The following is a 14,987-nucleotide window of genomic DNA, read 5'->3' on the forward strand; positions in this document are numbered from 1 at the left end:
TTGCAAGCTCATATGCCTTTTGTTCCAAACAATCACCTCTTAACGAAAAACTATAGTTTGTAAAATAAGCTTACCCGAAAAAGAACTTTGTTTGCAAATATAAGATATTTCAAGCGTTTTTCGCTAATGGCCTACTTGGCTATTTGGTTGGTACTAACAATGTAAATTTAATATCATCATTTCTTAAATCAAACTCACGTATTTTTACTTTTATATCACTTTTCAGTTTTAATTTATCTACAGAGAGATAAATTAACTTCTCATTAGGCTGGATCTCGACCCACTCTGGAAGTTGATACTGATCACGTATGAATTTTAGGACATATGAGACTGGCAGCTCTAATCTGCCGATGAAAATAGACTTCTGATTTAATACCAGGTCTCCATTTAGTAACGCCTCAGGTTCAAACGTTAGCTTCATTTCAAGATCCTGTGTAAAAACCTTCACTATACCATAGAGCTCCACTTCATCTTTAAGTATTACCCTGTAATCAATTGGACCCTTTGCCTCTTTCTCTATATAATGATTGATCAATTTATTTAAATCATTCTTATTAGACTGTACCTGAAACTGTACGAATTCACCGCTGTTCACTGTCGTGGATGGCGGGAACTCTTCCTCAACAGGCTGCTGCACTAATACCAAGATTAACAAAAGAATGATCAGGATAAAACTTAAAAGGAGAAAAAAGGCCTTCTTCCATGTTATGACCATTCTAATTACTCCTTTTAGTTGTTATTTTCTGAGAGGATGTCTTTTTAAACAATCTTTCTTGAATTTGTAAATATATTTGTTCAGCCATTAATTTGTATCCATCATCATTAGGATGAAAATAATCACTGTGCAAAAGATTTCTGTCACTATTTCTAAAAACCTCTGCGACATCAACAAAATATGCCTCTGGATATTTTGCTAGTACTTTCTTGCTCGTTTCATTCCAGTCTTCCATTATTAAATCCAGTTCACGAATATCAGCAAAATATTGAAAAAACGGATTATACAAACCAACTAAATAAACTACAGCTGCAGGATTTGCTTTTTTAATCGCTCCTATAATGCCGGCTAATTGTTCTTCGTATAGAACACGCTCGTGTACGAAATCATTCAAACGGAGGTCAGAAAAATTTTCTTTTACGACTTTCATAATATCATTACCACCAGTTGTCAATATCACAATATCAGCTGCAGTAATGGCTTTTTGTACGTCTTCTGCTTGAAGCTTGTTAAGTAGTTGTGATGTACGATGGCCGCGGACTCCTAAGTTCAATAATCTTGCATCACGAACACCCTTCTCATTCTCAAGCCTTGCCTCTAAATAAGGCAGGTAACCGCCGCTATTCGTACTGTCTCCAACACCAAACGTTAGTGAATCTCCAATTGATACAATATGAAAATCCTTAGGAGAGAAATCTTTTGGCAGTTCTTCCTTTAAGACATTTACAGGCTCCCTATATTTCGGAACATCTTCATTCAAAACCGTTTTACTAGAACATGAACATAGCAGGACGGTCACCATTAAAAGAGAGGTGAATAATTTTTTCACACGTTCACCTTCCTTTTGATTTTACATTATTATAACAAGGATTAATCCCAATAAAAATAGACCTTAATCGATAAGGTCTATTCTCCTACAATTACTACTGAAGAGCTTTCATGTCTTTAATAATTTCATCAAAAGGAATATCATTAAGTCCTGTATAAAAAGTCATAATTTTTCCCTCCTGGTCTATTAGGAAAAAATCAGTTCCATGAATAACTTGATCCTGCCCTTCAGGTTTTTTTACAAAGGTCTTAAAGTTATCAACAGCAAACTGCTCAATAAATTCCTGATCGTAACCTGTTAAGAAATGAAAGTTACTGAAATCCACATTAAACTGCTCCCCAAATTTCTTTAGTGTTTCTGGAGTATCAACTTTAGGGTCAATTGATATGGAAACAAATTCAACATTCTCAATACCTTCTTCTTTCGCCAACATTTGCAATTTGACCATGTTAGAAGTCATCGGTAAACAAACATCATCACAATTTGTAAATATAAAATCAGCAATCCAAATCTTCCCTTTTAGATCCTTTAATCCAAAAGGTTCTCCCTCATGATTCGTGAAAGTGAAATCTTCTATCTGCCAATTTTTAGCGTCAGGAATCCCACTTTGTCCACATCCTGTTAGGAGTACGAGAATTAATAAACTCAACAAACCCAAACGCACCCTCATTTTTTTCACCTGCAATCTAATTTCGTATCGACCTCATTTTAGCAAATGTTTTTGAAGGAAGAAAGAAAAAGGTTTGACAAGAATGTGAACGAACGATAATAAAAAACCTGAACATCATCGTTCAGGTTGTTATTTCATTCAAAATGGTACATAAAACCCAATGCACCAGCGCCAGTATGAGTGCTTATAATCGGTGTAGTATATTGTATTTCAACATTCTCATATCCTGTTATGTCATAAATGGCCTTTTTCACTTTGAGTGCGAGCTCGAGCCCATCTGCATGAACAATCCCCACACCCTTAATCGTTTTGCCTTTCACATCATCCGCAAACTGTTTTGCTAGAAATTTCGCTGCCTGTGCTTGGCTCCTTACTTTAGTGACAGGAGTATACACTCCATCATCCAATGAAGCAATTGGCTTTATGTTCAGAAGGGATCCGATTAAACCTTTTCCTCTTCCAATTCGTCCACCTTTAATTAAATTTTCAAGCGTATCGACATAGACAAATAATCTTGTGTTTTCACGCATTTTATCAAGAGTTTCGACAATTTCTTCTCTAGTCTTACCAGCTTGTGCCATTTTGGCTGCTTCAATTACTTGAAAAGATAACGCTTTCGATAAAAAGCGGGAATCAATTACCGTGACTTTGCCTTTTGCCATGCTCGCTGCACTTTCAGCAGATTGTACTGTCCCACTCATTCCTCCTGTCATATGGATGGAGATGACTTCGTACCCTTGCTCATGAAAGGCATCATATTTTTCCACAAAAACGCCTGCTGGAGGCTGTGAGCTTTTCGGAAGCTCTTCAGCATTTTTCATTTTCACTAAAAATTCTTGAGGAGTAATGTCAACACGATCTGTATAAGTTTGACCATCGATATGAATGGACAAAGGTACCACTTCAATATCATATTTTTCAATCATTTCATCTACTAAATCTGCTGTTGAGTCTGTTACAATCTTAACTTTTGCCAATACATTCACATCCTAAAACTGAGGTTACCTTGTCTTATTATACATGTATATTTCGAGATTTCATTCATTCTTTACGTACAAATGAAAAAAGTATCGGCTCTAACCGATACTATCATCAAAACTAAGCGTTGTTCTTAAGTTCCGGCACCTTAAAAATTTCCTCGTATATGGGCCATTTTACGACTCGTTTTAAATAATCTTTAAACGAGCAGCATTTTCTTCCTTTAATATCCTTATAAAGGATATTCATAAGTGTTTGTAAACGGAATTGGATTAAAAAATAATAACGATGTTTCTTATCCATTACAGGAATATCAATAATTTTTACCTTCTGTCCAACAACATTTTTGAACTCTAGGCTTTTAAATAACAAAATATCAATCCTCATTTTCACCCGTTTGAATATATTATACCTTAATTCCCCCTCGAAATGTGTCTTAATATGATGCATTTTTTAAATTATTTTCCTAGTAAGATGCAATAAAGCCATCAGTTTGTCACTGATGGCTTATCTATTTTCTTATTCACTTTTGTCAACATCTTCTGCAAATTCCAGTTCCCATTCCTTTTCCTTTTTCATTTTACGCTTATAGACGATTTTGGACATATTAATACTGATTTCGTATAGGAATAACAATGGAACCGTCACTAACACGTCAGACATAATGTCGGGCGGAGAAATGACGACTGCAATAACTACTAGGACAAAATACGCATATTTACGTATTTTCACCAATGCATACGGATTAATAACACCTAGTGATGTTAAGAACATCGCCACAACAGGAAGCTCGAATAATACACCAAAAGGCAATGTTGTATATAAGATAAATCTGAAATACTTATCGGCGGTGAAATTTGTCACTACCATATCACCGCTTAGTTCAATTAAGAAGTTTAAGATAATTGGTAATATGACAAAGTAACCAAATGCTAACCCAACGATAAACAATATAAACAAAGCAGGTATATAGGAAAGAGAAATTCTTCGTTCAATCGGCTTTAAAGCCGGTTTTACAAATAGCCATACTTGAAGTGCCAAGATTGGAATAGTTCCAGCAATTGCAATAATGGAAGCAATCATAAAATAAATCCAAATAATATCACTGGGTCCTAATACTACTAGCTTCACATCTAGATCTCGTACAAACCAACGATAAATATCCTCTACATATATAAAACCAACAATGAAAAAAATTAGAAAAGCAGCTATCGATACAATTAGCCTTTTCCGTAATTCCTCCAAATGATCAACTAAATTCAATTCTTTATCTTCCATATAAATCTCCTGCCAAGTAAATAATCTAATAAGTCAATTTGAAGAAAAAAAGTGTAAGATTAAGATCTCACACCTTATTTTGTCACCTTCGTCATTTCCTTTAATTCCTTCTTTTCTTCTTCGAATTCATCCATTACATCGCTAGTTAATTCACGAGTAGATTTTTTGAACTCACGAAGAGTCTGTCCAAAAGCGCGTCCAATTTCAGGAAGCTTTTTAGGACCAAATATAATTAATGCTAAAACTAAAATCAATATTAAACCAGGTACTCCGATGTTTGACAACATGGTAGAACAACCCCTTTATTAAACTTGTAATGCTAATATGATTATAGTATCTTTTCTAAAGTTTTGGGGAAATAAACATGATTGTTCATAAGAATTTCACATTCCCTTAAAAAAATTTACAATATGTGATGAAGTTCATTTCCCAAAATTAAAATTAAATTAGCAAATTAAAAAGATCTTGATCCTTATTTACTTCCATGAAAGAAAATCCTTTCTTGTTCAGACGGTCAATTAAGCCCTGATAGTTTTCCTTTCTTTGCAGTTCAATTCCTACTAGAGCTGGACCGTTCTCTTTATTCGTTTTCTTAGTATATTCAAATCTTGTAATATCATCAGTTGGGCCAAGAACCTCATCAAGAAACTCTCTTAACGCACCTGCTCTTTGAGGGAAATTAACGATAAAATAGTAAAGCAAGCCTTCATATAATAAAGAACGTTCTTTAATTTCCTGCATTCTGCTAATATCATTATTTCCACCGCTTATCACACAAACTACATTTTTACCTTTTATTTGATCCTTGTATAAATCAAGTGCAGCAAACGGCAAGGCACCAGCTGGTTCCGCAACAATTGCATGTTCATTGTATAATTCAAGGATTCCAGTACAAACTTTCCCTTCAGGAACAACAATAATATCATCTAGCAATTCTTTGCAGATATCAAACGTTTTGCTTCCAGGTGTGGCTACAGAAGCACCATCTACAAATTTATCAACTGATTCTAGCGTTGTCACTCCATTATGCAGCAAAGACTCCTTCATGGATGCAGCGCCAGCAGGTTCAACGCCAATCATCTTTGTATCAGGGGAAATACTCTTAAAATAAGTACTCAAACCCGACATTAAACCTCCGCCACCGATGCTTGCAAGTACATAGTCAATCTTTTCATCACTATCATTTAAGATTTCTACGGCTACCGTACCCTGTCCTGCGATGACCATTTCATCATTAAATGGATCGATAAAAGACCTATTTTCATCCTTTGCACAAGCAATCGCTTCACGATAAGAATCATCAAAAGTATCTCCTACTAAAACAATATCAACATTCTCTCTTCCAAACAATTCCACTTGTTTAACTTTTTGTTTAGGAGTTGTTGTTGGCATGTAAATTTTCCCATTTACCCCTAGTTGACGGCATGCATATGCAACCCCTTGAGCATGGTTTCCGGCACTTGCACACACAACACCGTTCTTTAGTGATTCTTTATCGAGCGATTTAACCTTATAAAAAGCTCCTCTGAGCTTAAAGGAACGGACATGCTGTAAATCTTCTCTTTTTAAATATACATTACAGTCGTACTTTTCAGATAATCGTTCGTTCTTCTGTAACGGTGTATGGGCAACGATATCTTTCAACTGCTGGTATGCAATAATAATATCCTCTAATTGCACCCATTTCTTTTTTAACACTTCTTGTTCCATATCATTTCCCTCATTTCTACCGTTAATTAATTTAATTTATAAATTATATCACTTTCAGTAGTCATTTCAACCATAATAGCAAATTTTCTGTCTCTTAAAATAATTTGCAGGACATCTAATTGAGCCATAGGTTTCCTATCGTCGCTGATAAATCAAAAATTCATAGTCATAAGGGTTCTTTTCGTTTTTTATTCCTTTCTCTTTTGAAAGAAGTTCCCACCCTTCAAGACTCAAAGGCGGAAAAAACGTGTCCCCAGGAAACTTTTCGTGAATCTGAGTAATATAAAGTCGATCAGCATTTGGCAAAAGTTCTTTAAAAATTTCTGCACCACCAATGACAAAATACTCTTCATCTGGTTTTTCTTCACAATAGGACAAAAGTTCGTCAGTGCTATTAAGCACTGTACAGTCATGAAATTGATACTCTAAATTTCTTGTAATCACGATGTTCTCCCGACCTGGCAGCGGACGCCCAATCGATTCAAACGTTTTTCTTCCCATAATAATCGGGTGGCCCATTGTTGTCCTCTTGAAAAATTTCAAATCCTCCGGAAGATGCCAGGGAAGCTGATTGTCTTTGCCGATCACGCGATTTTCATCCATTGCCCACATGAAAGAAATCATACACTTACAACTCCTTTTATATGAGGATGTGCAACATAGTCAACCAATTCAAAATCCTCATACTTAAAGCTAAATATATCTTTAACCTCTGGGTTTAACTTCATCTTTGGCAATGGATATGGGTCCCTGGACAACTGTAAACGAACTTGCTCAAGGTGATTACTGTATATATGTGCATCACCTAGTGTATGGATAAAATCTCCCGGTTCTAGATCACATACTTGTGCGATCATTAATGTTAACAAAGCATATGAGGCGATATTAAATGGAACACCTAAAAAGATATCAGCGGACCTCTGGTAAAGTTGACAAGAAAGTTTGCCATCCGAAACGTAGAATTGAAATAAACAGTGGCACGGAGGCAGCGCCATTTTTTCCACATCTCCTACATTCCAAGCACTGACAATTAATCTTCTAGAGTGAGGGTTCTCCTTTATTTGCTTTATTAGGCTTGAGATCTGGTCAATTGTATCACCATCAGCCGTCTTCCATGAACGCCACTGCTGCCCATAGACCGGTCCTAGATTCCCTTCTTCATCCGCCCATTCATTCCAAATTCGGACTCCATTATCTTGAAGATATTTGATATTGGTGTCGCCCTTTAAAAACCAAATCAGCTCATGAATAATTGATTTAACATGAAGTTTTTTTGTGGTTAATAGGGGAAAGCCTTCTTGTAGATTAAAACGCATCTGATAACCGAAAGTACTGATTGTACCAGTCCCTGTTCTGTCACCTTTCTTTTCACCGTTTTCTAAAACATGTTGACATAACTTTAAATACTGTTCCATTCATTACACCTCTACCAATCCAAAAATCATTATTTTTAACATAAGGGAAATACAAAAAAAAATCAATGAGCTAAAAATATTAACCTATTTTAAATGTTTAATAAATTCATAGGTTTTCGGAGCCTTGTCTTTGAGTTCTCTGTTCGATTCATCATTCAAATAAAACATCGCGAAACTTTCCGCAAAATATTCTTCTTGAAAGGTTTGTTCGTAAATTGAATCAGGAAATAAGCGACTGCTTTCTTGCTTCCATATTTCAATAAAATTCGGGTTGTAACGCAGCTGCTGGTAGACTTTCTGATCAATCGAATGCGCAAGCTCGTGAAGCTCTAAATTAATCGAACCATGCCCCATCCCTTCTTCGCTATGGCCAATTTTCACCAACACTGTCCTTCCACCGCCAATGCCTGGAACATCATCCCATTTTTTCTCACTTGTATATCCTCTAGGAATCAACCCTCGTAAATGATCAGCCGTTGGGTTATCTGTTAGCTTTCCCGTAAAAAGCTTTATAATGATATGTTGTCCATGTATTTTCATTAGAAGTGAATGAGGAAGCTTATCTACCCGATTTATAATCGCTGCGGCCTCATTTATATCGAATGGTTCATTAGGAAGCACAATAATTTCATTTAAAATATCAGCATTGTCAATTTGAAGTGATTTTTTTATAGCAGAATTACTAGAGAAATATTTTAATAGTATACCGTCATAAAAAGGCTTCGAATTACCAAGTAAGGTTAAAGAAACTATTAAAGTAAAGAAAATAATGGTTATTTTTCTCAAAGCCGTTCTCTCCTTATGACCTCATTACTAAAATTATAACATATCAATATAGTAACAAAGCATATGAGAGAAATATTCCGGATTAGGAAACAAGAAGAAAAGCTGCTAAATAATAGCAGCTCTACTTCTTCATCCAGATCTCTATATCTGATTAAACTTGAAGACCAAAGTTCCGGCAAAGTGCAGCTAGTCCACCAGAAAAACCACTGCCTACTGCACTAAACTTCCAATCACCATTATGCTTATACAACTCACAAATAACAACTGCTGTTTCCACAGAAAAGTCTTCTCCCAAATCATACCGAAGAACCTCTTCATTATTATCTTCGTTAACCACTCTTACGAAGGCATTTGACACTTGCCCAAAGTTCTGGTTTCTGGAATCAGCATCATGAATCGTAACCGAGATGGCAATACGATGAATATGTGATGGGACCTTACTAAAATCAATTTTAATTTGTTCATCATCGCCATCACCTTCGCCTGTGCGATTATCCCCAGTATGTTCAACTGAACCAGAAGGATGAACTAAATTATTATAGAAAATAAAATCTACATCGTTCACGGCCTTTCCGTTCTCATCCGTTAAAAAGGCAGATGCATCCAAGTCGAAGTCTTGTCCACCATCATAGCGGTTCGTATCCCAACCAAGTCCAATAATTACTTTTGTCAGCCCTGGATTTGTTTTAGTTAAGTCAATCCGTTGTCCTTTTGCTAGATTTATTCCCATACTATACACCTCTTATAAGATTTTTTAATCAGTGGTTAGCATTTGGCCATTTTTAGCATCAATTCCAATATTATGAATAAGAACGGACTACTTCTCCCAAGCTTGCCGCTGTTGTACCTGTTCCAATTGCTCCAAACTTCCACTCTGTACCATGTCGGTAGATTTCACCTACAATTAAACTAGTTTTTCCATTATAATCATCTGTTAAGTTATAATGAATGAGTTCTTGGCTTGTCGCAGGATTAACAACTCGAATAAATGCATTTCTAATTAAACCAAAATGCTGTTTTCTTTTTACTGCATCATAGATGTTAACGACAAACACAAGCTTTTGAATGTTAGCTGGTACTCTGCTTAACTCAATATGGACTTGTTCATCATCGCCATCTCCGTGGCCTGTAAGGTTATCACCTGAATGCTGTACACTTCCATCTTTACTTTTTAAGTTACCAAAGTAAATAACATCATTATTACTTAGCAGTTTATCCCCTTCACCCAGCATGATGACAGAAGCATCACAGTCAATGTTTGCTCCTCCTCCACCTCCGAATAATGATCCTAGAAATCCGCCGCCTCCGCGATTTTCAACAGGGTCCCAGCCAAGACCTACTAATATTTTAGATAATCCAGGATTTCCTTTTGTTAAATCTACACGTTGACCTTTTTGTAAGTTAATTGCCAATTTTACCACCCCAAATAATTATTTAACTAAATTTTATTTCTGAATGAAGAATCCAAATATTACCCTTGCAGCTTCATTTTTTTGAAGTTTTCTTGAAGTTGTTCGAGCTTCTTTGTTCCTTCTATTCGTAACCGCTTGTTTTCTTCTTCAATAGACTTAGTCTCCTGCATCCCCTTCATGATGATGCTCCAAGACTCCTCAATGGTTTCTATTTTTATGCTTGGACCACCAGCTAATCTCGCAATATCAGCACTTTGCTGCGAAATATTTTGAGCATTGCGGAGAAGCATCTCGTTCGTTCTTCTATCAAGTTCATTCATAGAATCAGCGACAAGTTTCTGCCTTTTAGCTGCAACTGCCTGGATAAGACCATTCTTAAAAATTGGAATCGTCGTTACAAAAGCAGAATTGATTTTACCAATAAGCTTTGTATTTCCTCTTTGCAGCAGACGAATTTGCGGAGCTGTTTGAAGTGCAACCATCTTTGCCATTTCAAGGTCATACACTCTTTGCTCTAATAATTCAATCGCGTTTCTTAATGTATCTAACTGCATAGATGCTAATTGATCTCCAGAGGCTGCACGAGATTCCAGCTGCGGAAGCTGAACATTTTTCAGTTCTTCCACTTTCATCTCACCAGCAACTGCATATTTTTCTAACGTTAAATAGTATTGATAGTTTTGTTCATACATTCTTTCTAGCATATGTGTTGAATCAACCATCTCATTTTGATATTTCGAGATTTCGACATAGATTTTATCTATTTCTCCACCCATTGTTTGGTATTTGCCAAACAATTTTTCAATCATCTTCTCGCCGCGCTTAAATAGTTTGCCAAAAAATCCACCTGAGGTCTGTTCAAAGTCTTTCTTATCAAATTTATCCATAATTTTCCCGAGCTGTTTTAACAGTTCCCCGGAATCTTCAACCTTTGTCGTTCGCATATTACTTAAAATTTGATCAGAAAATCTCGAAATTTCTACAGCGGGTTCTTTTCCAAACTCCAGCACTTGAATTTGATCCCGTACGTCAATCGAATTAGCAAGCTGTTGTACCTCGGGTTCATTACGGAGTGCGAGCTTTATTTCGGATACCTTTGTTTCAGATAATTTATCGTCTGGGTTTTTAACCATCAGGTCGATATTCGAATTCTGCTGCTGATTCATCGATATCAATCTCCCCTTAAATTTCTAAATAGTCCTTGACGTAAGATTCTTTTCACAAAAGATGGTTCTTTAAATTCTTGATCAAATACAACATCCTCCAGCCAGTGAGTATCATACAGGCCGTCATCAATGAAATTTTCAATATCATTATGACCCGGTGGATTATATAGAATTATATCAATCCCAAACTGGTTTAACAAAAGAAGTAATGCTGCATCAGTTCTCGTTAATGTTCCATTCAATTCGTTATTATATATAACTAGTTTCGGAACCTCTTGAGAATAATCAAATTGTTGAAGAAGTTTTAAAATATTTGATGGTATCTGCATACCTTGTGTAAATAAATACATTTTTACATCTTCAACCGTTTCCCTATGGATCGGCTTTAGGGCCGGTTTAGCACAAATATTCCGAATTGCGTTCGCAATCCCTTTTTGTAATCCTGTTGGAAGATGACCATACCGCCAATAATGGCTGTTTATCATCTTCTCAGCAATTAAAAGTCCGTCCTGACCAATGGCATCGCGAAAATGAAAGCGAAAATCATTCGTTACCGCTCTTGAAAAAGGGAGTTGTTTTATCAATAAACTGCTATCATAACCAATGATTGAGTGTAACCGGTCCCAGTACTCTTTACGATTTTTACTGACTCCTTGAATTTTCGCAAAAATCGTTGGGATTTTAACCACGCCATTCTCCACTTCAAATTCAGGACGAACCATCGCAATTTCTTTCATAAGTAAAAATAACTCATCATAGGTAGTTTTTAAAGTGATGGATGATGGCGTATAATCTCTTAGCTGCCAAGGCTTATAAAGTCCGGAACCTTCGTGGTTTAATATGGTTTCAATCTCCCTTGAAGCTTTGTAAGCTACCGTTGATTTTCTACTTCTTTTTTCCAATGGAAAAGGTTCAGCTTCCTTAACGTTTGGATATTTATGCACAAAGGCAAGGTTGTCATTTTTGTCCACTTCCATGAGAACATTCTTTCCACCCGGGCTAAAAACTACGATATCGCAGCCCAATTGGATCAAATAATAAAGAAAATAGATATGACTTCGTTTATAATCACCATACCAAAGAAACTTAGGGAACTTTTCTTCAGGATCAAAACTTTGCAATTCCGGCTGCAAATGATTAAAGGACCATTTTACTAAGTCAACCAAAACACGCATGAGGGTGTTATTTTTTAACCCTTGTGGTTCTATTTCTTTAAACTTTTCCAGCGTACTTATCATTGCTGCTCTTAGTTTACGATGCATCGCCGGGTTTTTAGACTTTATGATTAATTGTTCTCCATCTAAAAATGCTACAAATCGATTGATTGAAAGATTTTGTTCTCGATTAATATTTAAAACTTTTTGAATGGACTGAAATTGTTCATTGTCAATTTTTTTATCAAGCGTGTCCTCACTTAAAAGCTTTAAACCTACTTCTGTTGTATGGACGTAATCGTATAGTTGATTGTAGTATTCATCCTCGTCAATCGGGATACCAAGGAACAGACTGACTACCTGCCCTATATGCAAAGTACCTTGATCAATTTGAAAATGCTGCCGTTCAGCGGACGGCTTTTTCAATGTCTTTAACCAGTTTTCCTGGGACAAAGGCAAAATATGAGTCTGTAGTTGATTGTATGATGGGTTCATGTTCTTCCCTTCCCCTTCATAAGCAAAAAGCTAAAATCACAACATTTGTAAAACTATTTCCATCATATCATATGTTCTGCTGCATTTCTAAAAAGCTATATTATCTATTACGATTGAAACTTTGAAAAGGTTTCATATTTCTGAGTGTCATTTTCACCTTTTTCTTTGTCCACGCATATAGTTTGAGTACTGACTTATGGAAGGTGAAATACATGCGAACCTTTTATCCAAGACCAGCTTCGAAAGATCTCGAGACTGAGCTTGCATTAATACAAAATGTTATGGCTGCACCAATATTTATTTATATTGACCTCTTGTTTTTATCACTCTTGCTGACTTTTATTCTATTTCCTTTACATCAATCATATATGATTGCTGGTGCAATTTTTCTTTTATTTAGCGGTATATGTATAGCTTTTTATTTATTATTAAGCAAATGGCTGAGGGAGTAGTCTGATGCAGAATCATTTTTTGTGATTAGCTGAAGAATGGACTCAAGCAATTCTTCTCCTCCCTTTGCTCCTTTATTTTCCGTTACGACATAACGCTTTTGCAAAGTATGACTATGAGCTAACTCCCCATGACCAGGTACAAAAGGAAAAGTGCTTATCTGCAAAAAATCATCATCAAACAGAGAATCCCCAGCACCTATTAAAGTTGACTTTTCTTCTCTTTCTCGAATATAAGCTATTGCCTTTCCTTTCGAGATAGCCGCAGGCATAAAATAGAGCTTTCTCCCTTGCAAAGATACTTTCCAATTTTTTCCATCTATAAATGCTTCTATTTCATTAAAAAGCTCACTGCTAATACTTTCATCCAAGTAATAATAAAAAAACAAATCCTCAACGGCTCTTAATTCACCTTTTATCCCTTGCGCCCTTTGTTTTATCATTGAGATTAATTCTTCTCTTTGGAATGCACTTTCTAGTAATTCCCTTCTTATCCTGTTACTCCATTCCATTAATGGCTGACCTTGATACAGAATATTAGCTCCATTGGACGTAACAGCATACATAATGTTCATACGATCAAAAGCGATCCTATTATATTGTGATAATGTTCTTGTCGTTACCGGCACAAATAATATTTTTTTCGAGATGTCTTGAAGGAGGTCATACGACCTTCTTGTCATATAGGAGATGGGTTCACCTAGTTTTCTTTCGATTGGAATCATATCCAAAGGATCCTTACTTGGGTAATCTGCCAAAGCTTTATTGGAAAAAATAAGCGTCCTGTCAAGATCGGATGCAAACATCATATGCTGTCACCTCACATTTTTGATTAACCCGCAGCAAGTATATTCCATATTTGGATACTCTTCTATTTGTACATTCTTCTCATTACAAAGCATGAGAATATGCTTAACGTATGGGCTATCCATATCCTTAATTAAAATTTTCCACGGAACTCTTCTTAAAAGTACTCTTGTTGTTTCTCCCACTCCAGGCTTAACACGATTTACATCCGTAATATTAAATTCCTCCATTATTTTGTGGACAGTGCTTAAGCCGCTAAAGGTTGGTTGTGCATTCACCTTTGATAATTCACTTAGTTTCAAAGAAACTTTCTGCCTTACTGCAGGAAAACAGCTTGCTATTTCATTTAAATAGTCATTTGAATAATCAACATCACTTAACTCTCGGTAATACTTTGCTCCATGAAAATCGTTCTGTCCAATATATTGATCATTTAATACCGTACGGCTTACTAGTCCTGAAACCGTGGAATTCAAGCAAGCGCTGGGAATTAAAAAATCATCTCTTGTACCAAAAAGAGTGGTGCAATGACCAGGATCAGCTACAACCGCTAGAGTGTCATCTAGTTCAATTCCATGTTGATCTTTAAGGTCACGGCATGATTTCGTAAGTTCCTTTGAAATTGCACCCTTTCCAGTCCAGCCGTCGACAAATTGCAGGTCGCTCGCTGAGTGCTTCTGCAGCATATATTTTATGGCGTTTTTATCTATACCTCTGCCTCTTATAATCGATATACTATAATGTGCAAGATTAATTTCATACTTCCAGCGAATATATCTTTTTATTAAAATCCCTATCGGTGTTCCAGCTCTCGCTAATGAAACGAGAACAGCATCTTCCCCCTTATTTTTAAGGATTTGCTCTGCTACAACCCCAACGTATAAGGCAACATTATTTTTGTATTCTAATAGAGTTTGATGAAAAAGCTCTAAATACTCCTTAGGAGGGTGATATTCCATCGGCAAGGATTCACTGTAGTGTTCTCCTGACTGAATCCTTTTCTCTCTTGTTTCTGTAGAACCTTCTAATTGAATATTACTCAAGTCTTTCAGGAGGAATTTCACATCCTCTTCCGAGTAAGACCCCATTTTTACGTAGTTCGAAGAAATCAGTTTATTCATTG

17 protein-coding genes are annotated in these 14,987 nt (G+C 36.1%); all 17 read right to left on the reverse strand.

Going from position 1 to position 14,987, the window contains the following annotated elements; genetic code table 11:
* Positions 1–139: 139 nt before the first annotated feature.
* The 17 genes from CZ487_RS18065 to CZ487_RS18150 all read right to left on the reverse strand — a co-directional run bounded on the left by CZ487_RS18065 (position 140) and on the right by CZ487_RS18150 (position 14,985).
* Positions 140–715, reverse strand: coding sequence for a YpmS family protein (locus tag CZ487_RS18065; protein WP_077213680.1), 576 nt, complete (start codon positions 713–715; stop codon positions 140–142).
* 1 nt (position 716) lies between these two features.
* Positions 717–1,544, reverse strand: a complete 828-nt coding sequence (locus CZ487_RS18070; protein ID WP_077213681.1) for an SGNH/GDSL hydrolase family protein — start codon at positions 1,542–1,544, stop codon at positions 717–719.
* A gap of 94 nt (positions 1,545–1,638) precedes the next feature.
* The gene (locus CZ487_RS18075; RefSeq protein WP_077213682.1) at positions 1,639–2,214 is read right to left on the reverse strand and encodes an SCO family protein; all 576 of its coding nucleotides are present in this window, start codon (positions 2,212–2,214) and stop codon (positions 1,639–1,641) included.
* 134 nt (positions 2,215–2,348) lie between these two features.
* Positions 2,349–3,191: a DegV family protein gene (locus tag CZ487_RS18080; RefSeq protein ID WP_077213684.1), complete on the reverse strand. Its 843-nt coding sequence runs from the start codon at positions 3,189–3,191 to the stop codon at positions 2,349–2,351.
* A 121-nt stretch (positions 3,192–3,312) separates the two neighbouring features.
* The gene (locus CZ487_RS18085; protein ID WP_077215381.1) at positions 3,313–3,564 is read right to left on the reverse strand and encodes a DUF2535 family protein; all 252 of its coding nucleotides are present in this window, start codon (positions 3,562–3,564) and stop codon (positions 3,313–3,315) included.
* 147 nt (positions 3,565–3,711) lie between these two features.
* Positions 3,712–4,470 (reverse strand): twin-arginine translocase subunit TatC, encoded by a 759-nt coding sequence (gene tatC, locus CZ487_RS18090; protein ID WP_077213685.1) that lies wholly within the window; start codon positions 4,468–4,470, stop codon positions 3,712–3,714.
* Positions 4,471–4,544: 74 nt separating this feature from the next.
* Entirely contained in the window at positions 4,545–4,757 is a 213-nt protein-coding gene (locus tag CZ487_RS18095; RefSeq protein WP_077213686.1) for a twin-arginine translocase TatA/TatE family subunit, read from the reverse strand.
* Between the two features lie 154 nt (positions 4,758–4,911).
* Entirely contained in the window at positions 4,912–6,180 is a 1,269-nt protein-coding gene (gene ilvA / locus CZ487_RS18100; protein ID WP_077213687.1) for a threonine ammonia-lyase IlvA, read from the reverse strand.
* A gap of 135 nt (positions 6,181–6,315) precedes the next feature.
* Positions 6,316–6,804, reverse strand: a complete 489-nt coding sequence (locus CZ487_RS18105; RefSeq protein WP_077213688.1) for a dihydrofolate reductase — start codon at positions 6,802–6,804, stop codon at positions 6,316–6,318.
* Positions 6,801–7,595, reverse strand: coding sequence for a thymidylate synthase (locus CZ487_RS18110; protein ID WP_077213690.1), 795 nt, complete (start codon positions 7,593–7,595; stop codon positions 6,801–6,803). Before CZ487_RS18110 ends, CZ487_RS18105 begins: the two co-directional genes overlap by 4 nt.
* A gap of 84 nt (positions 7,596–7,679) precedes the next feature.
* Positions 7,680–8,381: an anthrax toxin lethal factor-related metalloendopeptidase gene (locus tag CZ487_RS18115; RefSeq protein ID WP_077213691.1), complete on the reverse strand. Its 702-nt coding sequence runs from the start codon at positions 8,379–8,381 to the stop codon at positions 7,680–7,682.
* A gap of 151 nt (positions 8,382–8,532) precedes the next feature.
* Entirely contained in the window at positions 8,533–9,111 is a 579-nt protein-coding gene (locus CZ487_RS18120; RefSeq protein WP_077213692.1) for a TerD family protein, read from the reverse strand.
* Between the two features lie 70 nt (positions 9,112–9,181).
* Positions 9,182–9,793: a TerD family protein gene (locus CZ487_RS18125; RefSeq protein ID WP_077213693.1), complete on the reverse strand. Its 612-nt coding sequence runs from the start codon at positions 9,791–9,793 to the stop codon at positions 9,182–9,184.
* A gap of 59 nt (positions 9,794–9,852) precedes the next feature.
* Positions 9,853–10,959 carry a toxic anion resistance protein gene (locus CZ487_RS18130; RefSeq protein ID WP_077213694.1) on the reverse strand — a complete coding sequence of 369 codons (1,107 nt, stop codon included), beginning with the start codon at positions 10,957–10,959 and terminating at the stop codon, positions 9,853–9,855.
* Positions 10,960–10,964: 5 nt separating this feature from the next.
* Complete coding sequence (locus CZ487_RS18135; protein ID WP_077213695.1) at positions 10,965–12,608, reverse strand: YceG family protein; 1,644 nt, start codon at positions 12,606–12,608, stop codon at positions 10,965–10,967.
* A 418-nt stretch (positions 12,609–13,026) separates the two neighbouring features.
* Positions 13,027–13,866, reverse strand: coding sequence for an HAD family hydrolase (locus CZ487_RS18145; protein WP_077213697.1), 840 nt, complete (start codon positions 13,864–13,866; stop codon positions 13,027–13,029).
* A 6-nt stretch (positions 13,867–13,872) separates the two neighbouring features.
* Complete coding sequence (locus tag CZ487_RS18150) at positions 13,873–14,985, reverse strand: cysteine protease StiP family protein (protein WP_077213698.1); 1,113 nt, start codon at positions 14,983–14,985, stop codon at positions 13,873–13,875.
* Between the last annotated feature and the right edge of the window lie 2 nt (positions 14,986–14,987).

Source organism: Robertmurraya dakarensis (genome assembly GCF_900156875.1).
In the GTDB taxonomy this organism is placed as follows: domain Bacteria; phylum Bacillota; class Bacilli; order Bacillales; family Cytobacillaceae; genus Robertmurraya; species Robertmurraya dakarensis.